The 25368-nt window shown below is 58.6% G+C and carries 23 protein-coding genes and 3 pseudogenes; 10 read left to right on the forward strand and 16 right to left on the reverse strand.

The window, feature by feature from the left end; translation table 11 throughout:
• Positions 1 to 630 precede the first annotated feature (630 nt).
• Positions 631 to 1507 (reverse strand): annotated as a pseudogene (locus XI03_RS21335) (NEL domain-containing protein); the annotation flags it as partial.
• 611 nt (positions 1508 to 2118) lie between these two features.
• Here XI03_RS21335 and XI03_RS21340 point away from each other — a divergent pair.
• Positions 2119 to 3948, forward strand: a complete 1830-nt coding sequence (locus XI03_RS21340; RefSeq protein WP_271593215.1) for an NEL-type E3 ubiquitin ligase domain-containing protein — start codon at positions 2119 to 2121, stop codon at positions 3946 to 3948.
• Between the two features lie 674 nt (positions 3949 to 4622).
• On the opposite strand, the gene XI03_RS21345 is transcribed toward XI03_RS21340, so the two are convergent.
• Together XI03_RS21345 and XI03_RS21350 are read right to left on the reverse strand one after the other, a co-directional pair.
• Positions 4623 to 5663 (reverse strand): pectinesterase family protein, encoded by a 1041-nt coding sequence (locus XI03_RS21345; protein WP_271593216.1) that lies wholly within the window; start codon positions 5661 to 5663, stop codon positions 4623 to 4625.
• Between the two features lie 247 nt (positions 5664 to 5910).
• Positions 5911 to 6960 carry a glycoside hydrolase family 28 protein gene (locus XI03_RS21350; protein WP_271593217.1) on the reverse strand — a complete coding sequence of 350 codons (1050 nt, stop codon included), beginning with the start codon at positions 6958 to 6960 and terminating at the stop codon, positions 5911 to 5913.
• A 1412-nt stretch (positions 6961 to 8372) separates the two neighbouring features.
• Between XI03_RS21350 and XI03_RS21355 the strand changes: the two genes are divergently transcribed.
• The 3 genes from XI03_RS21355 (at position 8373) to XI03_RS21365 (ending at position 9945) form a co-directional block, all read left to right on the forward strand.
• Positions 8373 to 8627, forward strand: a complete 255-nt coding sequence (locus tag XI03_RS21355; protein WP_271593218.1) for a hypothetical protein — start codon at positions 8373 to 8375, stop codon at positions 8625 to 8627.
• Between the two features lie 256 nt (positions 8628 to 8883).
• Positions 8884 to 9351: an MATE family efflux transporter gene (locus tag XI03_RS21360; protein WP_271593219.1), complete on the forward strand. Its 468-nt coding sequence runs from the start codon at positions 8884 to 8886 to the stop codon at positions 9349 to 9351.
• 114 nt (positions 9352 to 9465) lie between these two features.
• Positions 9466 to 9945 (forward strand): hypothetical protein, encoded by a 480-nt coding sequence (locus tag XI03_RS21365; protein ID WP_271593220.1) that lies wholly within the window; start codon positions 9466 to 9468, stop codon positions 9943 to 9945.
• 693 nt (positions 9946 to 10638) lie between these two features.
• Here XI03_RS21365 and XI03_RS21370 read toward each other — a convergent pair.
• Both XI03_RS21370 and XI03_RS21375 read right to left on the reverse strand, forming a co-directional pair.
• Positions 10639 to 11883, reverse strand: a complete 1245-nt coding sequence (locus XI03_RS21370; protein ID WP_271593221.1) for a type II toxin-antitoxin system HipA family toxin — start codon at positions 11881 to 11883, stop codon at positions 10639 to 10641.
• Positions 11880 to 12194, reverse strand: coding sequence for a helix-turn-helix domain-containing protein (locus XI03_RS21375; protein ID WP_271593222.1), 315 nt, complete (start codon positions 12192 to 12194; stop codon positions 11880 to 11882). Before XI03_RS21375 ends, XI03_RS21370 begins: the two co-directional genes overlap by 4 nt.
• 771 nt (positions 12195 to 12965) lie before the next feature.
• Here XI03_RS21375 and XI03_RS21380 point away from each other — a divergent pair.
• Positions 12966 to 13139, forward strand: a complete 174-nt coding sequence (locus XI03_RS21380) for a hypothetical protein (RefSeq protein ID WP_271593223.1) — start codon at positions 12966 to 12968, stop codon at positions 13137 to 13139.
• A 460-nt stretch (positions 13140 to 13599) separates the two neighbouring features.
• On the opposite strand, the gene XI03_RS21385 is transcribed toward XI03_RS21380, so the two are convergent.
• Positions 13600 to 13842: a hypothetical protein gene (locus XI03_RS21385; protein WP_271593224.1), complete on the reverse strand. Its 243-nt coding sequence runs from the start codon at positions 13840 to 13842 to the stop codon at positions 13600 to 13602.
• Positions 13843 to 13896: 54 nt separating this feature from the next.
• The gene (locus XI03_RS40570; protein ID WP_442869733.1) at positions 13897 to 14085 is read right to left on the reverse strand and encodes a transposase; all 189 of its coding nucleotides are present in this window, start codon (positions 14083 to 14085) and stop codon (positions 13897 to 13899) included.
• A 316-nt stretch (positions 14086 to 14401) separates the two neighbouring features.
• Here XI03_RS40570 and XI03_RS21390 point away from each other — a divergent pair, with 316 nt between their 5' ends.
• On the forward strand, positions 14402 to 14689 hold the full coding sequence (locus XI03_RS21390; protein WP_271593225.1) for an IS1595 family transposase: 288 nt from the start codon (positions 14402 to 14404) through the stop codon (positions 14687 to 14689).
• 1062 nt (positions 14690 to 15751) lie between these two features.
• On the opposite strand, the gene XI03_RS21395 is transcribed toward XI03_RS21390, so the two are convergent.
• The gene (locus XI03_RS21395; RefSeq protein ID WP_271593226.1) at positions 15752 to 16486 is read right to left on the reverse strand and encodes an aspartate/glutamate racemase family protein; all 735 of its coding nucleotides are present in this window, start codon (positions 16484 to 16486) and stop codon (positions 15752 to 15754) included.
• Between the two features lie 306 nt (positions 16487 to 16792).
• Positions 16793 to 17890, reverse strand: coding sequence for a hypothetical protein (locus XI03_RS21400; RefSeq protein ID WP_271593227.1), 1098 nt, complete (start codon positions 17888 to 17890; stop codon positions 16793 to 16795).
• A 311-nt stretch (positions 17891 to 18201) separates the two neighbouring features.
• Here XI03_RS21400 and XI03_RS21405 point away from each other — a divergent pair, with 311 nt between their 5' ends.
• The gene (locus XI03_RS21405; RefSeq protein WP_271593228.1) at positions 18202 to 18768 is read left to right on the forward strand and encodes an MFS transporter; all 567 of its coding nucleotides are present in this window, start codon (positions 18202 to 18204) and stop codon (positions 18766 to 18768) included.
• A 443-nt stretch (positions 18769 to 19211) separates the two neighbouring features.
• Here XI03_RS21405 and XI03_RS21410 read toward each other — a convergent pair whose 3' ends face one another.
• Positions 19212 to 19418 (reverse strand): cold-shock protein, encoded by a 207-nt coding sequence (locus tag XI03_RS21410; RefSeq protein ID WP_271593229.1) that lies wholly within the window; start codon positions 19416 to 19418, stop codon positions 19212 to 19214.
• A gap of 287 nt (positions 19419 to 19705) precedes the next feature.
• Between XI03_RS21410 and XI03_RS21415 the strand changes: the two genes are divergently transcribed.
• Complete coding sequence (locus XI03_RS21415; protein WP_271593230.1) at positions 19706 to 20029, forward strand: hypothetical protein; 324 nt, start codon at positions 19706 to 19708, stop codon at positions 20027 to 20029.
• A gap of 123 nt (positions 20030 to 20152) precedes the next feature.
• Here the strand turns inward: XI03_RS21415 and XI03_RS40325 are convergent.
• The 5 genes and pseudogenes from XI03_RS40325 to XI03_RS21445 all read right to left on the reverse strand — a co-directional run bounded on the left by XI03_RS40325 (position 20153) and on the right by XI03_RS21445 (position 22087).
• Positions 20153 to 20778 (reverse strand): annotated as a pseudogene (locus XI03_RS40325) (prolyl oligopeptidase family serine peptidase).
• A gap of 171 nt (positions 20779 to 20949) precedes the next feature.
• Complete coding sequence (locus XI03_RS21430) at positions 20950 to 21147, reverse strand: trehalose-6-phosphate synthase (protein WP_333936134.1); 198 nt, start codon at positions 21145 to 21147, stop codon at positions 20950 to 20952.
• The gene (locus XI03_RS21435) at positions 21086 to 21601 is read right to left on the reverse strand and encodes a trehalose-6-phosphate synthase (protein WP_271593231.1); all 516 of its coding nucleotides are present in this window, start codon (positions 21599 to 21601) and stop codon (positions 21086 to 21088) included. Before XI03_RS21435 ends, XI03_RS21430 begins: the two co-directional genes overlap by 62 nt.
• Positions 21602 to 21604: 3 nt before the next feature.
• Positions 21605 to 21793, reverse strand: a complete 189-nt coding sequence (locus XI03_RS21440; RefSeq protein ID WP_271593232.1) for a trehalose-6-phosphate synthase — start codon at positions 21791 to 21793, stop codon at positions 21605 to 21607.
• A gap of 60 nt (positions 21794 to 21853) precedes the next feature.
• Positions 21854 to 22087 carry a hypothetical protein gene (locus XI03_RS21445; protein WP_271593233.1) on the reverse strand — a complete coding sequence of 78 codons (234 nt, stop codon included), beginning with the start codon at positions 22085 to 22087 and terminating at the stop codon, positions 21854 to 21856.
• Positions 22088 to 23318: 1231 nt separating this feature from the next.
• Between XI03_RS21445 and XI03_RS21450 the strand changes: the two are divergent.
• Both XI03_RS21450 and XI03_RS21455 read left to right on the forward strand, forming a co-directional pair.
• Positions 23319 to 23501: pseudogene (locus XI03_RS21450) on the forward strand (winged helix-turn-helix transcriptional regulator); the annotation flags it as partial.
• Entirely contained in the window at positions 23475 to 24113 is a 639-nt protein-coding gene (locus XI03_RS21455) for a phosphorylase family protein (protein ID WP_271593325.1), read from the forward strand. The pseudogene XI03_RS21450 and the gene XI03_RS21455, both read left to right, overlap by 27 nt.
• A 328-nt stretch (positions 24114 to 24441) precedes the next feature.
• On the opposite strand, the gene XI03_RS21460 is transcribed toward XI03_RS21455, so the two are convergent.
• Positions 24442 to 25368 carry a restriction endonuclease subunit S gene (locus XI03_RS21460; RefSeq protein ID WP_271593234.1) on the reverse strand — a complete coding sequence of 309 codons (927 nt, stop codon included), beginning with the start codon at positions 25366 to 25368 and terminating at the stop codon, positions 24442 to 24444.

Raw genomic sequence — 25368 nt, forward strand, 5'->3', positions numbered from 1 at the left:
ATCGACCATGGTTTGCGAGAGCCTCCTGATCAGATCTCGTTACAGCTACTTATGGAAGTGAGCGGGATGGCACTCCGAGCATGAGCTGGGACAGATAAGGAAGGTCGCGCACGGTCCAGAGCAGGCTAGACGGTTCAGGCCGTGCCCCTGCAACCGATCATCACCTGCCAAAAGCCGCGCTGTAGAACGCCTCACGTGAGCTGCCCCGCCGAAAGCCCGATTGCAGCCCTGCTGCCTCTTCAGCCACGCTCAGGATAAATGCGTACGCATCGTAAGCTACGAATACGGTACTACAACGCTTGCTTCCCAGCATGGGTCTTGCTGGAAGGACTCGAAGTCAACTAGATCTGGCGAAAAGTTTACTCCTCATCAAACGAGCTGGTTGGCCGCGGCAGCGCCATGTCTGGGCCGCTCAACATCGTTCGACTGACGGAGCTCTCGTCCCGAGGAGCTGTTGAGCTGACGAGATATGCCTCGCCTTGCGCGCGCGGTTTCATCTCTCGGCAAGACCGAAAGACCCGCATTTTCCAAAGTGCAAAAGCACCTTCGCGGCAATTGGCGAGGCTTGACGATCGATTTTTTGGCTCCGCTACAGAGCAATAACAGATATATCTCCGGCGTGATGAGACCTCACAGTTCAAGGGCGCGACGCTCGGCCAGCACGCGGTGCATGACATCGCGTTTGATCTCACTGGCGAGCTCGTTTCGGACTTGGGCTCCGAGCACCCGCTCGGCATCCGGATCGCCTAGAAGACCGTGCTCGGCCAGTCGCTGATCCAAGCGGGTTTGTAACTCCTCGCCCATGGCTTCGACGAGCCGGCGTTGCATCACTTCATATTCATCAGGAGCGATTCGCCTCAGCACTGTCTCCCAGGGTTGCCAGGGGGTTGCCATGTAAGTCAGTAAACTGGTTCGCTTCTTGCTCGCGAACCGAGTCCAGTGCGCGCGCCGCATCATTGGATGTGTTGTGAGAAACGGTCAGAAAGCGCATGTCAGGGGCGACGTGAATCAATTCCAGCGGCTCGCGAAGACGATTTTGATACGCCAAGTAGACTTCGACATCGTCTACGTTCGGGTGGAGAGTGAGGAGCGAGTTGACCCTGTCGCGCGCGATCCCTTCCAGCGCGTCCAGGCGGAACGCAACGCGGCCGCGCTGGATCAGTTGGGCGAGCCTATCATCGTACACCCCCTCCTCAATGTGAGAATTTAGGCGGGCGGTCCGCATACCGTTCCAGTGCAAAGGAACACGATCCTCGCAACTCGCGTTGGCTTCCGAAGCCTGTGTGAAAAACTGTTCGCGTAATCTCGGATTGGTCGCCGCCTGCCGCAGATCCTCCGCAACGGCCTGCCGAAACTCGTGATTACCATAGTTGACGGTCCTACGTAGCCTATCTAGAAACCGGGCGTAGTCTTGGGCGCCAGGCTCATCCGCAAAGTGTTGCCACTCGGCCGGCGCCGTCGGATCGTCCCCGAGCCAGTGCGCGGCAGCCTCGTACAGAGGCAGCTGGATGGGGTGCCGCGTGCGCCCGCGGCGGCCCACCCTGGTCGAAGGCGGTTCAGCTTCACACGATTTGGAGGCGGCGAATGGATCGATGCTGCTGCAACGTTTGCTGCCATTCCGTTGGGCGACAGATCCGGAGGACCGCTAACGTGAAAGTGTTCTGCCGCTAGCACGACCACCTGTCGATCAGCTGACGAGTCTCGCTGCAAAACGCCCAAGTCACTCGGTTTGCCACCCTAGGAAAGACCAGCTTTGCACCGATTGCCAAGCATGTGAGGGGACGGCCGCGGAGGTGAGCGTTCGAGCGCCTGCCGCTCTTCGTTTTTTTAGGCACTCGGCCGAAAAGGGATCCCTGCCTGCCATTGAGGTAACGCACCGTTGCCGCGCCCCGGGCTCGATGTTTGAGCCGCTGCTGCGTCGGTGCGGAAACGTGTAGGCGGAGATAACGGTCCGCGATGGATTCACTGTTCCAAATCGTTGCACCGAAATTATGCCTGCTTCGATGCCATCGCTGCGGTAACTGCGATAGGCCGTCAGCTTGTCGAAAGAGAAGTGTCCTAGGTCGTAGATAGTGTCGTCACGGGCTGAGTTGGAACCAGTGTGGCAAGAGAGGTGAAATGGATCCTTTTGAGACAGGACAGATTCGGCCCGACGGAGGCATTCCTTCTGCTTCTTCCCAACAAGAGGGGGCGGAAGACGGGCGGGGGGCGACACAGTGGGATGCATTCGTGACGGGTTTCGCAGCAAACTCAGGGCATTCAACCCATGCGGCGGCCGAAGAAGACGAGACGCTTGAGAATTGGGCTTCTGATCAGCACGTGGGTCCCCTCGAGGACCGGGACGAAGCGGCAAGGCGGGTCAATGCTCTGGGTGAAGACGCTATGCTCGATCTCCAGTCGCTGTCCCTTACCAGTCTGCCCAGACTTCCAAGCGAAATCGTCGTGCTCGATGTGCCCTTCAACCGGCTTACCAATCTGCCTGACGAACTTCCGGCTTCGCTCCAGCGTCTTGATGTTAGTGGCAATCAGCTGAGCAGCCTGCCCGCGCTCCCCGACGGGCTCAGAGGCCTCGACGTGAACTCGAACCGGCTGGAGAGCCTACCTGCCGTCCTGCCTGCCGGGCTCCGATTTCTTTGCGCCAACCACAATCGGTTGCTGAACCTACCCGAAGCCTTGCCTGCTTCACTCCAATTTCTCCACATCGGCGACAATCAGCTGACGAGTCTACCGGTGGCGCTCCCTGCTATGCTCGAGTTTCTCGACGTAAGCCAAAATCAACTGACGGATCTGCCGCCGGCCCTCCCAGCTTCGCTCCGGTTTCTTGACGTAAGCCAGAACCATTTGACGACTCTGCCCGAGGATCTGCTGACGGCGTTGGGCGCTGGTGGCACCATAGTTCTGACTGAAAATCCGCTATCTGAGCAGGTGCTCGCGAACCTGAGTACAATTCTAAGCGCGGAGGGTTATGTCGGCCCGACTGTCCACCTTTCGCACGACGACGAAAGTGAATCGTCCGGGACAGACGATGAGCAGGCGGACGCTCTCGCTGAAACAGTTGCAGAATGGCTGAAGGGCAATCCACAAGAGGGCGATCGGGAGGTGCTTGCCGCTTGGCAGAACTTTGCAGAAGAGCCGGGCGCTCGGGAATACGGGCTTTTCCTCGGCAAGCTGTTCGAGTCCGTCAACTCTGGCAATGCAGGGTTCCGGCAATCAGTGGCCAATGATCTGCGTCACGCGGCAAAAAACCCGCAATTGCGTGCCCAGTACTTTCAACTGGCCCTGGACGCCAACCAGAGCTGCGAGGATCGCAGAACTTTGACCTGGAACGGCATGCAGACCGCACGCCTCGTCGCAGACGTCGAGAATGGCGTCTATGACAATAAGGCCCGGCTTGCCGATCTCGTCGATCTGGGGCGCGTCATGTTCCGCCTAGACGCGCTGGAGGGGATTGCGCGCGAGAAGATTCACTCGCTGGGCTCTGGGAACAACGTCGAAGACATCGACGCCATTGAGGTCTTTCTCACATATCAAAACAAGCTACGCGAGCGGCTGGGACTACAACACGTCGCGCCAGACATGCGCTTCTTTGAGGTCTCCGGGGTTACCGATTCTGACGTTGACAGGGCAGAGACATCCGTGCGGGAGAGGGAGGCGACCGAATTTGCCGACTATTTGGCGGTGGATTGGCAACCTTGGGACGACGTGGTGCGTCGCATCGCACCCGAGGACCACGCCAGGACGCAGGACCAGCTCATTGCTGCAATGGGAAAGGAGTTCGACAGCCGACTGGAGCAACAGCTCGCCGACAAAGACTTGAGCGGGGTTGAAGCCGACCTCGTCGAGGATGCCAAGCGAGAGTTGGGTGCCGCAGTTCGCAAAGAAATCGCCCGTGAGATCAAGGGCGCTCTAAGAGACAAGGTGCTCAATGATCGCAGCCTCACCCTGTGAAGCCACTTCGCTTCAGGAAGGCTGTTAATTCCTGCTAAAGTTTCACTCTGGTGCGCCGGTTTGTGTCCGAAAGCCTTCACGTGATGCGCAGCAATCGCGGAGCAGCGCCGATCTAAAAACCGGCGCTGCTCGACTCGTTCCGGCGGGCGTTTCCCTAAAGCGACGATGGCCGATCTCGCGATTGAGGCGGATGCTCGTCGGCCGCTATCGAGGGCCGCATGGATACGGGGCGAATTGTCGAAATCGGATGCCGATACGCTCGTTTGTACGGCTCCGGAGCCGCATGGAAGATCGCCGTACTCCACCGTACTTGCACCGCGCGTATCGGCTGATCGAGCCGACGGCTGCTGGTTGAGGTACGAGGGCCCGACCATCACTGGCCGAACGAAGATAGCCGCGAAGCATCAGTCCACTTCGTTCTCCGGAGATCTGGGCAAGGCGCTGAGCAAGAAAATCAGCCGTTTCCGCGATGACGACGGTGCTGGCGCGATGTTCCCTAGAGCTTGCCGCACTGATCTGCCAGAACGGACAAGATGATCTTCCGAGCTGGAGCGCGCGCATGTGGGCGGACGACGAACAGATGAGATCGTCGCGCCGGGCCCTTCTGTCGGTTGAATCCGGCCGCAGTTAGGTTGCTGTACAAGACTTTCCATCACAATCAGGCTCTCCTCCCCTCATTCACCCGAGGATCGCCGTCCAAGCCCTTCCCCATGAACGTTGCTCTGTGTCGCAGCGTGAAGGTTCGTTGGCAGCCAATCTGTGACACCCCCGAAGAACACGCTTAGTGACCATCTCGCAGCTTCGCCATCTGTTAGTTGATGGGAATGAGGCTCGCGCCCTGAGGGGTTAGCCCCGACGCCGAAGGATCTGTATTCAGCATAATAGCTTGTCCTCAACGTATTGGTCTTGCCGGGCGTCCATTCGCGCCACCCTTCCGCGATCACAGGGGCATCTATCTTCGCCGACAGGAAGACCACGTTGGCGTAGGGGCGCCAGGGCCGGCCAAGCGCGATATAGCGCGCTGCGGGATCGGCACTTAGCCTGCAATGATCAAAAACATAGCCACTGTCCTCATCCGGCGCTGCCTTGCTCTGAGCGGTATAGATGACAGCGTGATTGGCGATGCCGTGCAACTCACATTGCCGGAACCAGGCCTTGGCGTTGCCAAATATGAAATCGACATGCCCTTCGATGTAGCAGTTCGCGAAGTATTGTCGTGACATTCGGCCGTTCGGTCCCTTGCCGGCAAACAGCGTATCCTGGGCGCCAAGTAGGCGGACGCGCGTAATGACGTCCCTGTCTCCGGTAAGGGACAGCGCTACCGCCTGCGAGGGTGGATTGGCCGGATTGAGGGCGTAGTCGTTTTGGATGGTCAGATTCTCGAGGCGGAAGTCGTCGCCAGCCGCATCCAGCGTCGCCGAACGGGCCGTTCCTCCTACGTTAATCGCGCCGTCGCCATACACGATCACCGTTTCCTCCGGGTTCCTGCCAGTCCCTTCGATATGAATGCCGGATTTAGAGATTTTGACCTTCTCGCGATAGATGCCCGGCGCGATCCGGACATTTCCGCCTTCCGCCGGTAAGGCGTCGATGGCTTGCTGCACGGAATGATAGTCTGCATTTCGGGCATGCGACACCAACAATGGCTGAGCGTACGCTGGGGGATTGCAGAAACATCCGGCCAGAAGCGCAGCGTATGGCACGAAAATTCGCATGTGATCTCACTCTTCGTCGAGTCGCGGCACGCTCGACGCAGCCGATATAAGGTACCGCCGCGGGATAGCCGCCGCGCATGGTCAACACATTGTCCTCGCCAAACCAGAACCTGCATGTAGCTTCGCAATCCAGGCCCTGCGAACTCGCCGCCGCCTCCGAAACCCACATGAGGCGGACCTTCCGCAGCATCAGCAATAGGTTCGCCGATGTGGGACTCACCACCCGCGTTCGGCCCCGATGTAGTGCTTACCGATTGTCGTCGCGGAATGCTCTGGAACATGCCTCCGATCCACGCGGCAGCGGCTCTGTAGCTCGTCCCGGCAGCGGCGACGATATGTCATTGGCGGTCACGTTAGCATGTTCGAGCTGCCAAGTCGCGGAATTGGCAAAATGGACATCATCGAGTGTAACGCCAAGCGCATGCCGTTCGTCTACGCCGCGCATCAGCAGCACGCCATTATCGCCACGCACATGGCGCAGAACGATCTGGCGATAGACCGGAATACTCGTGCCTCGTGCGCGCGGATCATACTTCGTATCGAACGCCACCGGCCACCGGTTGGCCCTCAGGCACACGTTCTCATAAGTGACGCGCTCGACCAGACCGCCTCGGCTGACATCGCTCTTGATGCGCAGGCCAGAGGTCGTACCGTCCAGCGTCAGATTGCGGACCAGTATGTCGCTCACCCCGGAATTCACCTCGCTGCCGATCGACATGCCGTGCCCCCAGCCGAAATAATTATCAATGATGGAGATATGACTGCTTGAGCCATTGTCGCCGGCCTTGATTGCGACGTTGTCGTCTCCCGTGCGGATCAAGCTGTGGGTGATGGTCACATCATGACTGGCGCCAGGGTCGATGCCGTCGGTATTGCGGGCATCCGCCGGCGTATCGATCGTGAGGCCCCAGAACGTGGCTCCTTCGACCCGGTTCATCGCGACATGAAAATTGGGCGCGTTGCGCAAGGTGACGCCGGAGAACGTGATGTCCTGCGCATGATCGATTTGGATCAAGCGCGGGGCGTTTTGGTTGCCGCCCTCGGCTTGCGCGCGGCGGGCCAGCTGCCACCAGGTTTCGGCGCCGTCGCCCATAACTGCGCCGCCCTGACCATCGATGATGCCCTCCCCGTAAATACCGCCGCCACGCGTTTTGGAAAAGCTGATGAATGGCCTGCAACCGTTGCCCTTAGCCGTGATGCGACCACACTGTCCGCGGCCCTTGTCGTAAGCAGCTGGTTCGGGGATGGCCATCAGCGCCGCACCGCGTCCGATCCATAAGGTCACGCCCGATTTCATCTCGAGTGGACCTGAGTGAAACTCGCCGCGCCCGAGATAAATTGCAGCCCCGGCGGGGCAATGTTGAATGGCGTCTTGTAGCCTAACTGTATCGTCCTTTCCGGAGGGCAGAGGGCGATCGCAGACCGTATGAGGTGCAACAGGTTCAGCGATAGTCCGGCGGTCTTGCGCCTTTGCGGAGGGGCAAACAACCATGGAGGCGAGTATGAACAATAGGGCCCAGTTGCGAAAACGCTTTGTCATCGACCTCATCGTGCTTTGTCACGCATATCCTTGCCGCGTCCCTTTTCTGGTATTGAGCGCTCGCTCGATCGAACCGCCGCGCGCGTCACTGGCCCGCGCAAGATGACATTTATAAGACGCAGCAGATCCCTGGACCTTGCGACCCCGTGGTAGAACCTTGCCTGTGCGCGAAAAAAGACGAAGCGTTTTGCGATAGCTCGATGATCGAAAACTTCGTAACGCCAGCCTGCTCACAAGTGACTAAGCTTCCACCCGATCAGGGTTTCGGCTTTTTTGCATCTGCAGTCGCGCGTGGATCCAGGCCAGCTTCTCGTGGACGATCAGTGGGCCAGTGTATCCGGGCAAGCTTTCGAGAAGCTGACGAGTCTGCAGCCGGCACCGGATCGCATAGTGATCGCTTGCGGGGCATAGTCAGCCAGTTCTGGTCATCATCCATGCGATGCGGATGAGGCATGGATCGGCTTCCGCGCTCAGCACGGCCCGGCACGTCGCCTACCCTGCCCACAGCCATATCGGCCCATCGCGATCACTGAACGCACCCGCTCGCGTCGCTTTCAGACATGTCCAAACCGGTAATCTGAGCGACTTGAGCACGGACAAAAGGACCGAAGTCGCCCTAGGCCAAGCGGCTAGTTCGCCCGCCGGGTAGCAACAGGATGCCGGTCAAGATCTTCGCCAGCTCCGTGGGACAAAGCCTCGCCGTTAACGTGCGCCGGCGCTGTGGCCCTCAACGGTCCCATGGTCGATCCGAAAACGCCAATTCAGCGTCATGGTCGACAGGATCATCGATGCTTCCCGAATCTGCGCGGTCGTGCGTTACGTCGCGAATGGGTTGCCGCGGAGTTGCGCTTGCCTTCATCGATCGGCGATGAGGCTGCTCGACGCTCGAGCCTCCGCTCCAGATGCGCCAATCCTGCCTTACACTCGGCGACAACCGATTGGGCGTGAAGCAACTTGACCTTCAGCTCGTCCTGTTGCTGAAGTATTTTGTCAAGGTCGCAATCGTTCTGCATTAGCTCATTGACCACCTGCGAGCACCGATGCAAGGCCGGCACTTAATTTGAAAAACGCAGGCACCGCATGTCGAAGATGCCACGCCGTGAGCCATGGGCTTAAAGCGATGTCAAACGATCGTCCTGAGGATGCCTTTACGCTGGCGTTCTTCTTGAGTGACCACCATCGTTGCAAGCCCCTTACAAGACAATCGCCTTGTGCCCGGCAAGCCGGAGCGCGATCCGAAGATGGCAGAGTTCGCACGGCAAGCGCACGGTTTGGAAAGCGCATCAGGGAACCTCTGCCATCGATCAAGCGGCCAAGTTTGTTCTGAATACTTCGACCGGATGCTGAACGAGCATCATAGTCACAAGTGGTTTCGTCACATCTTCAAGCAACCGGCATGCCAATGCCGGTTGAGCGTTTTATGAAGAAACGATGTCGGTTTCCCCGCAGCACGTAGTTGCTGTTGTCGCGCTTGAAACAAAGGATGTCTTGAACGAGACAGCCAAATCCGCAACCACAAGGGCCACAGCGGGCTCACTATGGCACCGAGAGCGGACGTCGGCCAGAAGACTCTCACTATTTTGAGCGGTGGGTTTTTGTGTGAGGACATGCTATCGCTAGCCATGGCGCCGATGATGCGAACGCGACCGCAGCAATAAGATCTGTGAGCGAGAGCAAAAGATGGCTGAAGCGCCCAATCCGGGGCAGCGTGTTCATGAGAAAGACAGCAGAAAAAAAGGACGCGAATCGCGGCCGCGTGCGTTGGCGAAATGGGTAGCTGGCGGTCAACTCACCGACGAACTCTTGGCAACTAACACTCGCCCCCCGATCGCGCTCACGCCCGTCGGACAGATCGCGATGATGGCGACGGATCCGGCCTGGATCGGCCATATCGGTACTGAGGCAGTGGCGGCAGCCGCGCTTGCCGGCATGATCTTGTCGGTCGGCGTGACCTTCGCAGCCGGTGTGATCTCGGCGGTGGGTCGGCTCGCGGCCCAAGCATGTGGTGCGGCGGACGGAGCTCTGGTACGGCGCTCGGTGCGCATGGGGCTATGGGCTGCAATCCTGCTGTGGGCGCCAGTCATGGTTTTGCAGCTGCACGGCGAGCAAATTTGCTTGCGCTCACATCGAAGGCCTGGCGACGTTTGATGCCTCGCGCGCAGTTGAGGCAATTGAACTCGCACTTCGCTCTCAGCCGGCGCTCGAATAGCAGCTGTCCAGACTCTGTATACGCGTCGCGCCGGAAACCGCAGCGGGAGAGGCTTGTTGACGCCCTTACCGATCGACCGCGCCTCACTCCGGCGTGCCGTCGGCCGGACATTACGTAGGCTCGACGCAACGGCAGTCAGAAGTATCCTCATCGAGCGGATGCGGGGCTCGGCCGCCGAACGAAAGGCGGCCTGCGAGGTCGCGAAAGACATCGCCACCTCGGAAATTGAGCAAGCTCTTGGTTCTTTGGCTGAGCACGACAGCTCTCGAGAGGTCAGACGTGCCGCCCTCGACGCCATAGCCTTCCAGCGGAAACTTGCCAACGTCCGCACATTGTTTGCGGCATTTCCATCCGCGACATCCGACCGACAATGGAGCTTGTTGACCGCGATACTCGATGCGGTTGATCCGTACTTGTATACCCATAGCGAAGACAAGCTTTGGCTTGGCAGAATTCTCCTGGACGGCATGCCGCCAGCGCAGGAGCGACACGCCAACGCAACCTTGGAACGGCGCAGGCAAAAGGAAAAGTAGTATGGCAACGCCCGTCGGGCCTGTTCTGATTTAGCAGCGACGAGATTCGCGACTACTCGTATAGACCCCAGTTTCGGTCGGGATCGTTGCGCCGATTGTCGGCCTCCGGTGGAATCGTTTCGGAATGCCGTTTCTGGACATCGGAGCCGGTCCAGTCAAACCGAACGGCCCAACCCGTACTTTTCCCGGCATTGCTTCGATAGCCGATCCCTTGCTTGTGCACGGTATATTGAGCCTGATCCGGCTCCGATATTCGCGATAAACACACTGTCGATGAGCCGGTGGTTAGTAAGATAGCTTTCCGTAATCAAGGATGGATCCTTGACCTGGCGCTCTCGTCGTTCTCGTTCCGCGATTTGGGTCGTGAGCTCGTCGGCTTGCGAGATAGGCCTCGGCACCTGGGGGCGCCCACTGGCTTTGCGCCCCTCTTTATCGGCAGATGCCCGTCCTTGTATGCGGCCAGCATTGCCGCCGCTACATCGGACCTGACTTCTAGGACGAGATCGAGAAACGACCTGTCGCGCGAGCGAATGTCGCTGCGCTCGGCGGCGGACAGGAGCTCACCTTCGAGAACGAGCCGTCGCGTCTTGATGGCATGATGCCCAGAAGGCTAGCTAGGAAATCCGTGAGGGAGCGCATTCGTCAAACATCCCTTATACGCCGGCGGGATGTACATTTCGCGACCTGCCAACCCTAGGGGTCAAGGATGGGTGCCATTTCATCGACATGTGCATCGATCCGCGCGAGGACCTGCGCAGGCACGACGTCACGCTCTGGAAGAACTGACCACTTGTCGCGCACGGCCGCCGCGGTTTCAGCTACAGCCGTCACCACAGCTCCTTCCGGAAGACGGCTGCGGTTTGCGAAACTGCGCCAGCGTTCTGGAGTCAGCGCCTTGAACGACTTTTCGCCGCCTAGGCTCAAGGCTAGCCCGTCCTTTGGAATGTAAGGAATTGTAGAAAGCACATCGTAGACAGGCGACAACGTTGGCGTCCGGCCATCTCCGGGAAAAAGCAGCGACCAATTCTTGAGATGCATATCGCCGTTTCCAGTGATCGCGGTGAGTGCGAGACGCCGAACAAACTCGATTGCGGAATCGAAGGAGACGCCGCTGGTCAGCGCTGCCGCGATATTGTGATACGCTGCGCCAGTATATTTCTCGGACGGATAGCGGCCGAAGACCTGCGCGAAATCCTCCATATGCACGCGTGCGCCGTCAGCACCGCGGTCGAAGCGGCGGACCAGCAGCACCTTGCCCGTGGACATGGTGTTAAACTCTTCCGGAATACCGGCGAACTCCGTCTTATCGACGAGTTCGCGCGCCGGGACTTCCATCCCCAACGCTTCCGCCAAGGCCAGGATCGCGAATTCGTTTTCCGAAAGTCCGATGTGCGTGAGGGAGGGAAATTTGGCAATGTACTGTCCTTGCTCGTCATCGACCGCGAGCGTGATCCCGCCCTCCTTTCCTGTGTTCTTCATCACAGAAAGTTTCATCTGAACGCCTGCGAGCGAAAAGCGTGCTTTCTTCTTTCCCTCGGTCTCCGGGCCAGTTGGAACGGGGATACCGTCGCTTGGCAGGGCGCGTACCGCTCCTGGCAGATTGGTTCCGAGCGCAGCCAGGAGATCGAAGTCGTTTCCCGGTCGGACTGACGCGGCGTGGTGCTTTTCCATCGCTTCGCGCAGTTTCTCTTCGGGCAGCAGGTTCGCAAAGAACGGAGGCAGCGCCCCGCGTATAGGTTTGGGATCTCGCCGGAGGCCGCCATCCGCTGAGCGAAGCGACAGGCTCAAGATCGGGGGGTTGTTCATGCTCCGGTAAGCGGGCAAAAGGTTGAACGCGTTGTAGTCACCCGGCGTGCGGACAAGGGTGCCGACGGGAAGATCGTTCAATGAGACATCAAGCGACTGGATTCGTTCGGCCGCGAGGACAGCCTGATTCATGACTGTTCTTCCTCTTCGGCATCTGACGTGAATGCGGGGCGATCATCATCGTCGGCCACGGGCTGCAACATCGACTTAATGGCGGGCACCATCGCCTGCGGGATCAACATCATTTCCATGCCAAGGGCGCGGGCGACATTGACCAGTGTCGTTGCGCGGGCGGCAGCGGCGCCCGTTTCGATGTCGCGATAGCGGGGTCTGCTGATGTTCGCTCGAAGGGCGATTTGCTCTTGGGACAAGCCAGCAGCTATCCGGGCCTTTCGAAAGTGCAACCCGAGTTCCTTGAGCAGTGGATCTGAAGCAGGAGCCATGATATGCTCTCGGATCATTTAAGAAGCAAATGATACGTAAACAGATCTATCCGACAAGTCAAGAAGATACGTTTACAGATCTTCTGCCGCGAAATGATCCGTAAACATATCTTTCCGGCAGTTGCCCAGGATGAAAGCGGGACCTATATCTCAGTTGACACAGCTCAACTTGCGGCTCAGTTTTGCAAAATATCGATTCGTGCCTAGCCTCTGCTAGTACCGGCGGCCTTGCCGCATGAGGAACGAGATGGCGGACTGAGCAGAAAATGGTCTGTTCACGAAGCTATTATTGCGCCCCGCGTGCAGCCACCCTTGTAACCACCCCTCCGCCGACCCGGAGTTTTTGCGTTGACCGAACTGATGCGCGGGACAGGCCCGCGAAGTCACCCCTTGTAGCCAGACTACGCGGCTCGGGCTTGGCGGACGGGACAGAAAAAGCTCCACGAACGGTGTACTGCGTGTTCAGTTCAAAACAGGTGTAGGGCACGCCACGGTCGAACGTCCCGTGCCTAGACTGAGCAGATTACGTGCATCCAGGGCTCCGCTATTGCGGGATTCCTACCTCTGGTCTGCTCGGCAGCAAGTTCGCTTGCTCACTAAAGGAAATGGATCACTGCCCTGTTGGGAAGAATTGTGCCCGAACGGGTCCAAATCCCGTCTTGGAGGTGAAAGTTCAGCGCCGTCACCGGCAACTCCCTTTGACTTACGGCCGCTTGTGCGTTCCCAAGCGTGTGGCGGTTGTTCACCGCCCAACAAAGAGGAGGCAGACCCATGCACAACCATGGGAAAGCGCCGAAGGACATCTATGTCAGGGCGCACTTGCGATGGCAGAACGGCCAAATCATTGAGGTCGCTTCGTACCTCAAGGGATTGACGCCAAAGCTCAGCCTTCGCGATTCCGACCTGCAACTGTCCTTCGGCTTCCACCACTCAGGCACGGCCTGAGCGGGAGCCTGGTGACGGCGCTGATCCCGCAATTTCGCGAGGCGTTCGCCGGCGGCGCACAATTCCCTCTCTATTAGGAGAATAGGGACGTTGGTGCTGATCCCTCTTTCTTTCCCTCTCACTTAACGCCGCGTGCGTTTTGCCAATCAGGAGCCCGGCCTCTGCGCCGGGTTTTTTTATTGCCCGGGGTAGGAGCCGCGAAAGGGCGGCCTCCCGAAGTCCTCAAAACCAGTTCGAGGCCGCGACAGCGCGGCCGGTCCTTCCGCGACCGGCCGCGCCATCGCGCGTGCGCGTCTGCGTCACCTTCAACAATCGCACGCAAGAAAGGAATTCATCATGCGAAAGTCGCCTCAGAGCCCTCACTCAATCCCGAAGGAACGAGTTTGGGTAGAAACCTACAATCGGATCAGAAATGGAAACATGCAGACGGTGCGCGGCCACTGGCGCGCGTGGCCGCAGATCAGCGACCATAATTCCGTTTCCTAATCCGCCTCTGGCGTAAGGAAACAACGTTCTCTTGACTAACATCGCCGTCGGGCTGGGCCTTCTGCTTCCTGCCCGGCGGCTTTTTCTTTTTGGCTCGCACAACGCCAGCCTCAACCTCCCTCGGGTCAGTTCCGATGAAGCGCTTGAGCGCTCCGTCAAAGGGCATGTCGAGGCCAAGCGGCGGCTCTGGCGGTGTGCTCTTAATCTTCTTACTCATCGGCGAGCAGCACTTTGTACGGCAGCGGACCGACAACGCAGTCGAATTGGGCGTTCATGCACTCGGCGGGCTCATGCTACGCCGATTCAGCCGCCAAGTCATGTCCTGCACGTACTGCTGCAGATGCTTCGCACTGAACCAATGATGGATCCCCACAATCTGGCGCTTGAAGAGCGCCCAAACTGACCCGATCGAATTGGTGTGCGCATCGCCCTTGTACTCGCCCGCCGGATGGTAGACGATCTGGTACGACGGATGGCCCTCAAGGTGCTGCTAGACCGGGTGAGCATCGGTCGCCAGCATCTTGGCCTCCGGTGCCACCGTCTCTTTGAACGAACTCATGCAGGGTCGCCTTATTGGCAACCGGCAGCACCTTGGCGGCGACTTCGCCCTCGCGCTCAACCGCACCGATGACGGGCGCCTTGTTCTTACGGTCCACCCTGCGTGCCGCTACGACGCTTATGGCGGTTGATCGCCTTGCCACCGACGTAAGGGGAATAATAGACGTGTTGACACCAATCTGAAGTTTGAGATCGTTAGCCTATCAGGGAGATAGGTCATGATGACGCAGTCCAAGACCTTGGCGGATTTGATGATTGCGTTTCAGGCCGCCCAGACCGCAATCGTTCACGTCAAGGCGCTCCGTTGGCCGAATGGCCCGGTCTGCCCCTACTGCTCCAGCGCCAACGCCTACACCCTGAGCCGCAAGAACATGTACCGCTGGCCGAGTGCCGCCGGAAATTTCTCGGTGACGGTCGGAACGATCTTCGAGGACACCAAGCTCCCGCTGCGCATTTGGTTCGGCGCGATCTGGCTGATTACGAATCACCCCAAGGGCATCGCTTAGCTCGCAAAGGACTTGGGCATCACGCAGAAGTCGGCTTGGTTGGTCCTGCATCGCCTGCGTCACGCGGCCCGGACGCGGTCTTTTAACCGGCCAATGACCGGCAATGTCAAAGTTGAGGAGACTTCAAGTTACCGAGCTGGAACATTTACCTCAAGCCGAGGCTAAGCGGTTCAGAAAGTTACCGATCGGGAATTCTGCTCCGGGTTCATTGAAAAGGAGATCGACGACGACCGGCGGGAAATCCGCGCTAATCCCCGCCGGGCGGAGCATGGTCCTTAGCGTCCGCTCTGTGTCGAGCGGCGCTGCCGGCCCCACAACGATCTCGGCGATCTTGAGGGCTCACGAACTGGCAGCGATGGGCGATATAGGGGACGATCTCACTGCGGCGAGAAACCCGTGAAAACATGAGACGCTAGGTGATCCGGGCGTGCCCATGATCGCCAGCCGCACTTCCCGTCCGTGTGAAAGGCCGGATGCTTCGAGCCAAGCAGTTCCAGATCAATGGAGAACATGACCAAGAGCCAAGTGATCCAGGAACGCAATCCCGATGTTGCGGTCTGCACCAAACTGGGGCGGCTTTGCGCAGCCGACAATACAAGGCAGTTCCTCGATACATTGCGCCATGTCGGCGGCAGACCTCGTCGAGGTCGTAGCGAACGGGTCCGACGAAATCGGAAAGCCGCCCCGTATCTGGACCAGCCTATCGATCGGCTAGGCCGTCTACGCGGCCCTCCTTGTACTGCGCTTGCAGCTTTTGGCGGACAGACCTCCCGTTGCAAGCACGAGCGATGCTCAGCCTGAGCCCTGAGCCATCGATCGCGCCTTCGCGCTAAGCACGTCGAGGCGAGGCCGAATCTCGCTACAACGAGTTCACTCCTCGGAGGCGGGCGCTCGAAGGTCGGCGCGATCGACCATCGCTTGATCTTGCGACAAGTTGACAATTGCCCTTCCTGCGCTACCGCGCTGCCCGACATGGCCCGGTACAGCGGCGTTGCGACGGCGGCTAAGGCCGAGGACGGCATCACCACCGAGGAGGAGATCAAGTGACGATCGGCGAGGCGATCATCGCAGCGCGCTTCTGGAGACGACACCGACGGACAGCTTACCCTCAGCGAAATCAGCTGCCGCCCTGGCGTGCAGCCTCGCCGAATCGAAAACCGGTAATTCTGAATGCTCCGGGCCAATGAGAAGGCCAATCTCCGTGCAGCCGAGGATAACGGCGTCGGCGCCTCCTGTACGACCGCGCGCGATGATGTCGATAACTTCCTGGCGCGACAGATCAGAAACAGTGCCGCGGCAGAGCTCATCGAAGATGACATCGTTGATCCGGGTCCGCTCGTCCTCTGCCGGTATGACAGCTGAAAGGCCAAAGCGCTGCCGCAGGCGATCACGATAGAACGGCTGCTCCATCGTATAGCGGGTCCCAAGCAACAACGGTCGCTTGAAGGAAGCGGCGAGAAGAGCGGCAGCGGTCACATCGACCACGTGGATGAGCGGGACACTCAGCTCGGCAGCAACAATGTCGGCAATCACATGCATCGTGTTGGTGCAGATCACGATGCAGTTGGCGCCCGCGTCCACCAACTGCCGGCCTATCCCCGCTAGATAAGCAGCGGCTTGCGTCCAATCTCCCGCGTTCTGAAGAGTGACGATAAAGTCGAAGTCAACCGAGCGCAGCAAGATGTCTGCCGAGGCGAGACCGCCATGGCGCTGACGGACGATTTCATTGATTTCCTTGTAATAGATGGCCGTGCTTTCCCAGCTCATCCCGCCGATCAGCCCAATCGTCCGCTGCACTTTGAGATCTCCACTTCGCTAAGCCCCTCCCTAGAGAGGCGTCGGGGCCGAGCCGTCAACCTTGCGCTCCTGGGCCGCACCAGAAAGTACGGAATGCGCAGTTGCGCTGAGCTGCTCCACGACATGCTTCGCCGCGCCGAAGAAGGACGTTGTCTTCAAGAGCTCGAGCCTTTCTTTCGACATCAAAGTACCAAAGCGGCGTTTGCGCGAGATAGTCAGAAACAGCAAACATCATCTGGTGCGCTTGCCCGAGAACGGGTGACAAGCTTGCGACGCAGTCCGCGGCGACGGGACGGGCGTGGCATGTCAAGTATTTACAGACGAATGCCTGCTTTGACAGGTCAGAAGCGGGGGGAAATTCCTTGGGCCGCCAAACCGAGGGAGTGCCTGCCGACACTTGGGCTGGAAAACGACAGGTCGTTTCGCCCGCAGCGGATCCTGCTTCCATTCGACCAAATCACACGAGATCATTGAGCCGGTTTTGAAGCTGGTATAGCCCAAGCGGATGCAGTCTTCGTTCATTGTCACAAGCAGCCGGCCACTCGCGATCTCGACGATCGGCGCCTTCTTCGGGGAATCGAGCTCGATCGGCCCAGCGGGCTCGAAAAGCGCATACTGCCGCCCGGAGCCGTTGGTCCAACAGACGACGCGGGTCACGGCGATCCGCCGTTCACCAAATAGCAATGGCGCGATCCCCAAGTCGGTGCACCGGCCGCGGAAGACTTCGCGCGCCTGATCGAACGGCTGGGCGCGCTTGAGTTCCCTGAACACGAAAGCGTGGCCCGCCTCGGTCGTGGTCCCCTCGCCCCAATCACGTTCAGCAAGGACAGTGTCGCAGCCCAGCCAGCCGACGCTCTGCTCGCCCTCGGACAGCTCGAAACCATTTGCCCCAAAGCTTTTGGCTTCGCTGTCGAACTCAAGTATGGACACTGCGTCCCCGCCACCGTCAGAGATTTTGACGAGGCAGCGCCGCGCAAGGCAGCTGTGACCCTTGTAGACCCAGCTCTTGTTCTCGGCGACAATGTCCAGGATGGTCTCCCGTCGAGGATCCTGGCTGCCGTAGCTCTCAAGCGTGGTGTGCCCCCAGATGGGGCGCACATGGCTCTCGTCTTGCCAGAAGGTTTCTAGGCCTTGCCGTTCCAGCGAAACGGACGGAATCGGATGTTTTGCCTGGAGGGTCGTCAGCGCGTCTCGGTAAGAGCGATCGTAGGGCGAATCCGGCTGCGGCGCGTCCAGCTTCCTTTCCTTCTCGGCCTGTGCCCAGGCCAATGTGCGCGGCCCCTCGCCCTCGTCGAGCGAGAGGAACGCATCGTCCGCCGGCGTCGCACCAGACTGCCCGTGGAGCAGCGCGACCGTAAGACATATCATCGAGAGCAGCGCGGCGCGCAGAAGCGATTTTTTCATTCTGTTTTATCCTCGGACCAGGCACGCAGGTGAGCCCGCAAACTTATTGCGACTGGGCGAACGTAGCCGAATTCGTGTTACGAGCGTGCACGCGCTGTGACGCGCAGCCCGATACGTGCAAGCAGCATGCCGCCGACAAACAGAGGGCTTCCGGCGCATCGTGCCCCATCCCGTGCCAGCTTCCCGACATTGGCTCTGAAAGCTGACAATCGGCGTCCACCGTCGTCGGCCCTACCTGGACACCCTAGCCAACAGCGCGCCTCGCGAGCGAAGCTTCAAGGCTAAACCTCACAATAACGCGCACCTGGCGCATGACACCCTCGTCGGGTCCGAGTCTCCAAGCTGGTCCCAGCCGGAAATGCCCTGACGATCAGGCCTCACACTGTCCGAAACTGCGGCCGATCGTTCCGGTATCCTGCGCCCGATCGAATCACTACGGTGCGCACCATCATCTCGGACCCTGCAGACAACACCTCACGGACCCCGACGCGCGAACGAAACTCGTCATTGCTGCTCTGACCATCGCTGCGTTCGCTATCGGCCTGGACACGTTTGTCATCATTGGGACGCTCGATGTAATCTCTCGTGATCTTGCGATTTCAACCGGCGCGGCGGGCTCGATCATCTCGATTTACGCGCTCTGCTATGCGGTCTTCGCGCCGCTGAATGCCTGGATGTTCAAGGCGGTGAGCGGCCACAATGTTCAGATTCTGTCTGTTTCGCTCTTCATCATCGGTAACCTGATCTGCGCGATCGCTCCGAACTTCCATACCCTTGCTGCAGGTCGCGTCATTGCGGCCTACGGCGCGGCGACGTTCACCCCAACGGCTACCGCGCTCGCCGCGCGCATCAGCCAATGCGGCTTCGTTTACACCTAGGCTCGAAAGCTTACGGCATCAGCATAGCAGAACAGACCTGCAGCCTCAGCGTAGCGCGGCATTATGGTCCTAGCGGACGAAGCCGGTTGTGCGAGCACCTTCCTGAGCTATATGCATCACGCCCGGACAGGGGAGCACCAGCCCGGGTGGCGTGCCACTTCCCGGCGCGTTGGTCACGAGCGTACGGCTCGGGCTGTTCGTTCGTGCGCCGGGGGCAGGAATAGCTTGCACGCCACACTGCGATCGGCCCGCAACTCATATACCTCTGACCGCAGCGATCGGTGGCGGCCTCGTGAGATCAAGGCGTCATGCGGATTGCGAGACAGCCTCATGGCTGGGGAAGAGACAATCGAAAGGCCAGACGCCCACGCGCCCTGACAAAGCATCGCCGGACAGGTGCGAGAACACGCTTTGCAGAGAGCAGTTTCAGGAGGCGAGTTGGATCAGCCAACCCGGAGATCCTCAGCTGACATCTTGCCCGAACGCCCGGCCTTGAGCTGATAACTTACCCGTGCTCCCTCTTCGAGGGTGGTGTAACCGGCTTTTTCGACGGCACTGATGTGTACGAAGACATCGGAGCTACCGTCCTCAGGCCTGATGAACCCATACCCTTTCTTCGAATTGAACCACTTCACAATACCCATCGTCACGGCGGCATCTCCATAGTGAACCATTGTGATCTAGCGAAGAGTCTCCCGGCCATCAAGACCTGCGGCAAGAGACACTGCGCTGGTCACGTGCTCTTTTTTTCCGTGGCTTTAGCTGTCGCGTATTGTGCAAACGACAGAAAGCGCCGTGACGTCGACAGCACCTCGCTTCAAGGCTTCTCGATCCGGATGACGTTTTGACCTTTGCTTCACTCGTGGCGCGCTAGCGGCTTACAGAAGACTTGCAGAGTGTCGAACACGCCGCGCTCATCGGAGCCAAGCTAGAGCGAATGGGATTGACCGGCGTTGAACAACAGGGCGGCCGTGAACTCCTTCGCGCAGCCTGGAACAAGATTGGTCAATCCGCGCCATGCCTGATGAGCTACGTGACTGCTTTCTCAACCACGGAGACACTCCCACAGCTGCGCTTTAGCTGCTCGCGTTTGGTTATTATCCGCACGTCGGCCATGTTGGACGAACAGGGGCCTGGCGAGACAATCCTCAGGGAAGCCCATCTGGCAACTTACTTCCAGCTCGCCCTGTTGTGCTTCGGACGCAAGGAAATCCGCTCGCCGACGGTTGAGCCTGTTCAGATCGGTAACTTGCGCATCTGACGAGCTTCATCGAGTCTGAGCAACGTGAGGAGTTGAGATAACCAATGGTCTCTAGTTTATCGGCTGCGATCAGCCCGTGCGCCGACTTACTCAGAACAAAGCCGCATCGATGCATAGGTGTATTCAAGGGCCAGAAGAGGTGCATATTCCATGAGATTGGCCGCGGCGCTGTGTCCCCCGTCGATGTTCTCGTAATAGAAGTAAGGCTGGCCCAGCGCAGCGAGCTTCGCGGTAGCTTTGCGGCCGCGCTGGATGCACGCGGTCGTCCTTGGTGGAGGTAAGAATCAAGGGAGCTGGATAGGTCTTGCCCGCCACCAGCTTCTGATAGGGCGAGTACCCTTCGATCCACGCACGCTGCTCGGCAATGGCGGGGTCACCGTACTCGCCGATCCAGGAGGCGCCCGCGCCGAGTTTGGTGTATCGAAGCATGTCGAACAGCGGCACCTGGATGATCGCCGCGTTGAAGAGCTCGGGACGTTGGTGATCGCGGCGCCAACGAGCAGGCCGCCCTGGCTGCCGCCAATCGCGCCCAGCCGGCGCGGGCTTGTGATCCTCCGGCGGATCAGGTCCTCGGGAACGGCAATGAAACCATCCCATGTCGTCTGCTTCGTTGCCGCCTGGGGCGCTTGATGCCAGTGTGGACCAAACTCGCCCCCGCGCAGGTTCGCAACGACATAGGCATTGCCTTGTTCGAGCCATAGCCGCGCCCCAACGGTGCCAGATAAGAGGGCAAAAGAGAAACCTGGAATCCGCCATAACCATAGAGGAGTGTCGGGACCGCGCCGTCAAACCTTGCGTTTTTGGGCCGTACCAGAAAATACGGAATTGACGTGCCATCACGCGAAGTGGCTTCGAGCTGCTCCACGACATGGTTCGACGCATCGAAGGCAGAGGGGGTCGTCTTCAATTCCTCCAGGCTTCTAGAACGCCGAGATTCTTTGGATTTTGAGCAACAACATATTTTTTGCTACCAGATTCATGCCCTCCCGCAGCGGCGTGACGACACCTACATATGCCGCGCGGTAAAGACGCGAGAGCACAGCCTGGCTGAACGAGTCATTGGTGTAGTGGATCGGGCTCCACCCGTCTGTGCCATGCTCGGCATTGACGTGGTTGATCCTTCTCTACGTCCTCCTTGTACTTCTGATACTCCTCGACGTCGGCGCGAGACGACGGCGCGATCTGCAACAGCGAGATGCTGCCCGGCTCGGCCGCTAAAAGGCGGTTGAACGCTTCGGCCCGCTTGTCGATACCCTTCGCGTAGTCGAGGCGGTCTACGCCGATGGCAAACTTGGCGCCCTCGAAGTTTTTCAATAACAACGAGATCTTTCCTTGTTCGGCGGGTGAGAGGTCTGCCGCAAGATAATCTGCGAACTGCTTGGGATCGATACCGATGGGGGATTTTTGAAGTCGCGTCTGGCTACGCTCCGTTGCTACGACCCATCCTTGCTCTCCAGCCCACAATGGGTTCGGAGGCAGGCCAGGAAATTGTTGAGATCCCGGTTCGTCTGAAAACCCAGCAGATCGTACTCCAGCATCGACTTCATCAGTTCGCGATGTTTGGGTACGCACTTATCATGTCGCGGGCCATGGCGTATGCAGGAAAAAGCCGGTTGGCCGCTCAATGCCAAGGTCATGCAGATCGGCCCCAAGCGGAAGCAAATGATAATCATGCACCCAGAATGCGTCCCGATCTCGCACGTCGAAAGCCGCGCGCGCGACGAAGTCGTTGATCCTTCGATAGCTGTCATAATCGTCTTCCAAACCCGACATCCGGTCCGGCAGGGAGTGCAATGCTGGCCACAGCGTTGAATTCGAATAACCTCAGTAGTAGCCAGGATGGTCCGCGGCCGGCAGCTCGAGCCCGGCGACGTGGCCTGCACCAGTCGGAACCAGTGGCAGGGGCCGTTCGATCCCGTCCCCGCTTGTCCCGGAATAGCCCATCCAAATCGCGCCGGAACGTTCCACCACCGGCTCGAGGGCCGCTGCGAGCACGCCGGTCTGGGGTTTATTGGGATCGAAAGGTGCAATGCGGTTCGAGATGACGACCAGATTCAACTCGGGTTGCTCGTCGACGGCATCACGGCTCTCGTCCGATACCCTAGGATGGTCGGACCTGCACTAGCTTGTTGCTCTTGCGTCTCTCGTCTAGCTGCTGATCAAAGGCCACCTGGCTTATGGTTTCATCTTGCTGGGTCGCGCGCGCCTGATTTACTGCCGGAATCCAACGTTGCGATGTCGAGCGTGTCATGGATTCGAACCATCTCGTAACCTCCGTCGGCGATGTCTGCGTTCGGTGCAGTGGCAGATCAGCCACAAGATGTCTCCACACTGTACTAGGATGGCCGATCTAACTTTCGGGAAGCTGACCGGTTCAGAAAAATGGTCCGATTGCTGCATCCATCCAGGACTTCGAGGCGGTTGTGGCAGATGAGGCGACGAGATGTCGGGTTAAGACAAGACGACGTTTCGCTTCATGGATTTGGAGTGCCACACAGAGCATTACCGTCGAAGGCAGCGACGTACATTGCGACTCAATGCTATGCGCGGTCGCGACATCGCCCTCCGATCGGCGCCATTGAATGGCGCCAGCGCGCATTAGACCAAATCCAGCTTGGAGCAAGGCGCACGGGGAACGCACACTATTTGTTTGAGTTGAGCCAGCTCCGGGGGTTGGGCGACGAGACACGCGAGTTCGGGCGGGCGACCAACGAAGAACGAGCTGCGGTCGCAAGAGCAGAGAACAACATGCACGGCATGCACGGTCGACCTTTGCAAAATGCAGATACTAAAGCAGGAAAAGCTGACCAGCGGCAGTCTTCCAGCTAACGAGCTTGCGCCAACGGCTAACAGGAACGCCGCTGGAGAAAGCTCTCATCGGGCTGGCGGGACGAAGTCGACCCAAAGGTTCGCCTCTCAGCAGCAAAACGGCGGAAAGCCGCGCGCTCGTCAGCGGGCGGGTGGCTGGTTAACCTCGATCGATATGCCTTTCCGCATGATTTATCCCGCGGCAGGGCTCTGTTGCGTTTTAGCTTCGCTTTGGTTCACATCGTTATCGAAAACGAAGACCTGGATCTCATCCGAAAGTTCGGCGTTGGGGCATCGCTCCCTGCCTTGCCGCAGATGCCGACGACAAGGCTCCTCATCCCTACTTTGATAGTCCCATGCGACAACACCCATTCAAATTGGGCCTTTGTCACGGAAGATTTCGTCGTATTTTTCACCTTCGAGGATTTCCTGCGCGGAGTGGTCATCTCGCGGCGAAATTCGTCTCAGGCTGGAGGTGATTATGCAGTACGACCGGATAGATGCCCGCATTCTCGAGATCGTGCAGAAGAATAACCGTCTAACTTCAGATGTGATTGGTGAGATGGCCGGGCTTTCTCCTACCGCGTGCCAACGACGGTTGAAGAGGCTCCGCTCGGAGGGCATCATCCAGGCCGACGTGTCGGTTGTATCGCCAAGAGCGGTCGTAGCAGCTCCGAACAAGGGTATGCCTCTCACGGCGGTTACGGCATCAAAGATGATAGCGGCATTTCGCCCGAAATACCTTGCTATGGCTGGAATATGCGCTGGAATTGCAGGACGTGTAAGACTAGGCGATGCGATCTTCGCTGATCCAAGTTGGGATTGGGGGAGTGGAAAGATCGTGGAGTCGGCCTCGAAGCAGCAGTTGCAGAGCGCGCCCTATCAGCATCGACTAGACGAGAGCCTTCGCCTAAAGGCCCATGACTTCAGGCGCGACGTAGGTTTGCTCGCCCAGATAAGGGCCAAGTGGCAAGGTCCAAAGCCGGACACAGAGATCGCGGTGCATGTTGGAGCGGTCGCTTCTGGAGCAACTGTTTTGCAGAGCGCAAGAAAAATGAAGGAGCTGATAGATTCGCATAAGGATTTGCGAGGTATAGAAATGGAAATCTATGCGGCTCTTTGTGCAGCTGAATATGCAGCCAACCCTAAGCCTAGTCCGTTTGCAGTGAAGAGCGTGTGTGATTTCGGTGACAAGAACAAATCAGATTCATTTCAAGACTATGCTGCTTTTGTAAGCGCGAATGTATTGTTTGAATTTGCGCTAGGGTATCTTTGAGGACGGCAAGTCACGTTTCGGGCTCGGTCGAGGCATTTTGACCTTGGGGCAAAAACGACAGGGGACCGCGTTTTACCCGGAGTTGGATTTGTTAGGCCCGATAGAGCAGATCGAGCCGAAGCCAATGGTGATGCGGCCGCCCCAATATGAGGCGAAGCCGCAACGCTGGAAGGTCGGCGAGATGCAGGAACCAGGACCGCAGCCCGTAACGCCGCAAGCCGCGAATGCGAAGAAACGCGGGGGCTGGATTCACGCGTGGCTCTAGCCTAGACGCCCAGTGGTAGCGGGGCTCAGCCATCATTCCGGGCCGGCTAGAGCTTTACCTGCTTCATTCCGCTGCCTCCAATTTACGATCTTCGGCCGGCGCAAGCGCTTCGGCCAGCAGCGCGTCAAGTAGACGCCGGCGGGTGCGCGCGGCGGTCGAGAGGCTCGCCTCTAGCCGATCGCAAAACACCATCAGCTCATCAACCTTGGTGACGATTCGGTGTTGTTCGGCGAGAGGGGGAAGGGGGATTAAAGCTTTTCTCATATCCGAAACGTTGACGTGCTTTGCTCCAATTCCTTTGTGCAGATCGAGCAATCTAAGTAAGGATGACGGTTCGGAAAGCGCCAAGCTGAAGTACCTGGGTAGTACTGCTGTGGTGGGACGAAAAAGCATCACTCTCTGTCCGAGGCAACATCTCATTCCTTCGGGAATGATGAAGGAATCCCCGACACTGCCCTCTCTCGCAAAAACCACATCACCTGCTCGCGGCACAAGACGCTTAACTCGTTCAAAATACGTGGCCTCCGATACATACCGCACTTTGTAAGAGATCAGCTTTCCGTTTTTTATGCTGTTGGTATCAAGACAGATGACGCCGTTCGGCACAAATACTGGAGTTGAGTGCGGGCAATCCACGATCGACTCGCACAGATTGTCTGTTGTCATCCAACGCCACGATATGGGTATTTGCCCACGGTTGCTTGCAGATTCAGCAGCGTTCACTTTGAGGGTGACTTCGGCATCATCAACCTTACGTGGCTTCGACCTCTGAATCAAAGATCCAGTAAGTACTTCATCCTTCGGGTTCTGCGATACCAGCCTTCCACGAACAGCAAGCATTAGAATTGTGTCCCGAAGTCGCTTGATCTGGTCAGAGCGCCTCGTCAGAGCCGCGAGATTCTCAAGCACGAAGCAAGCGTCATCATGGAAAGTATCGTTGTCGGGGAATTCAAGGCGGGCGAGGCTCGCTGCTGCGAGCCGGTCGCGCAC

It is taken from the genome of Bradyrhizobium sp. CCBAU 65884, assembly GCF_028128835.1.
Lineage (GTDB): Bacteria > Pseudomonadota > Alphaproteobacteria > Rhizobiales > Xanthobacteraceae > Bradyrhizobium > Bradyrhizobium ottawaense.

What these genes read in the sequence shown, in the direction of transcription:
- XI03_RS21340 (WP_271593215.1), top strand. Translation starts at nt 2,119, where the DNA reads ATGGATCCTTTTGAGACAGGACAGATTCGGCCCGACGGAGGCATTCCT.
- XI03_RS21345 (WP_271593216.1), bottom strand. Translation starts at nt 5,663, where the DNA reads ATGCGAATTTTCGTGCCATACGCTGCGCTTCTGGCCGGATGTTTCTGC.
- XI03_RS21350 (WP_271593217.1), bottom strand. Translation starts at nt 6,960, where the DNA reads ATGAAATCGGGCGTGACCTTATGGATCGGACGCGGTGCGGCGCTGATG.
- XI03_RS21360 (WP_271593219.1), top strand. Translation starts at nt 8,884, where the DNA reads ATGGCTGAAGCGCCCAATCCGGGGCAGCGTGTTCATGAGAAAGACAGC.
- XI03_RS21370 (WP_271593221.1), bottom strand. Translation starts at nt 11,883, where the DNA reads ATGAATCAGGCTGTCCTCGCGGCCGAACGAATCCAGTCGCTTGATGTC.
- XI03_RS21375 (WP_271593222.1), bottom strand. Translation starts at nt 12,194, where the DNA reads ATGGCTCCTGCTTCAGATCCACTGCTCAAGGAACTCGGGTTGCACTTT.
- XI03_RS21380 (WP_271593223.1), top strand. Translation starts at nt 12,966, where the DNA reads ATGCACAACCATGGGAAAGCGCCGAAGGACATCTATGTCAGGGCGCAC.
- XI03_RS21385 (WP_271593224.1), bottom strand. Translation starts at nt 13,842, where the DNA reads ATGAGTAAGAAGATTAAGAGCACACCGCCAGAGCCGCCGCTTGGCCTC.
- XI03_RS21390 (WP_271593225.1), top strand. Translation starts at nt 14,402, where the DNA reads ATGATGACGCAGTCCAAGACCTTGGCGGATTTGATGATTGCGTTTCAG.
- XI03_RS21400 (WP_271593227.1), bottom strand. Translation starts at nt 17,890, where the DNA reads ATGAAAAAATCGCTTCTGCGCGCCGCGCTGCTCTCGATGATATGTCTT.
- XI03_RS21405 (WP_271593228.1), top strand. Translation starts at nt 18,202, where the DNA reads ATGACACCCTCGTCGGGTCCGAGTCTCCAAGCTGGTCCCAGCCGGAAA.
- XI03_RS21415 (WP_271593230.1), top strand. Translation starts at nt 19,706, where the DNA reads ATGGGATTGACCGGCGTTGAACAACAGGGCGGCCGTGAACTCCTTCGC.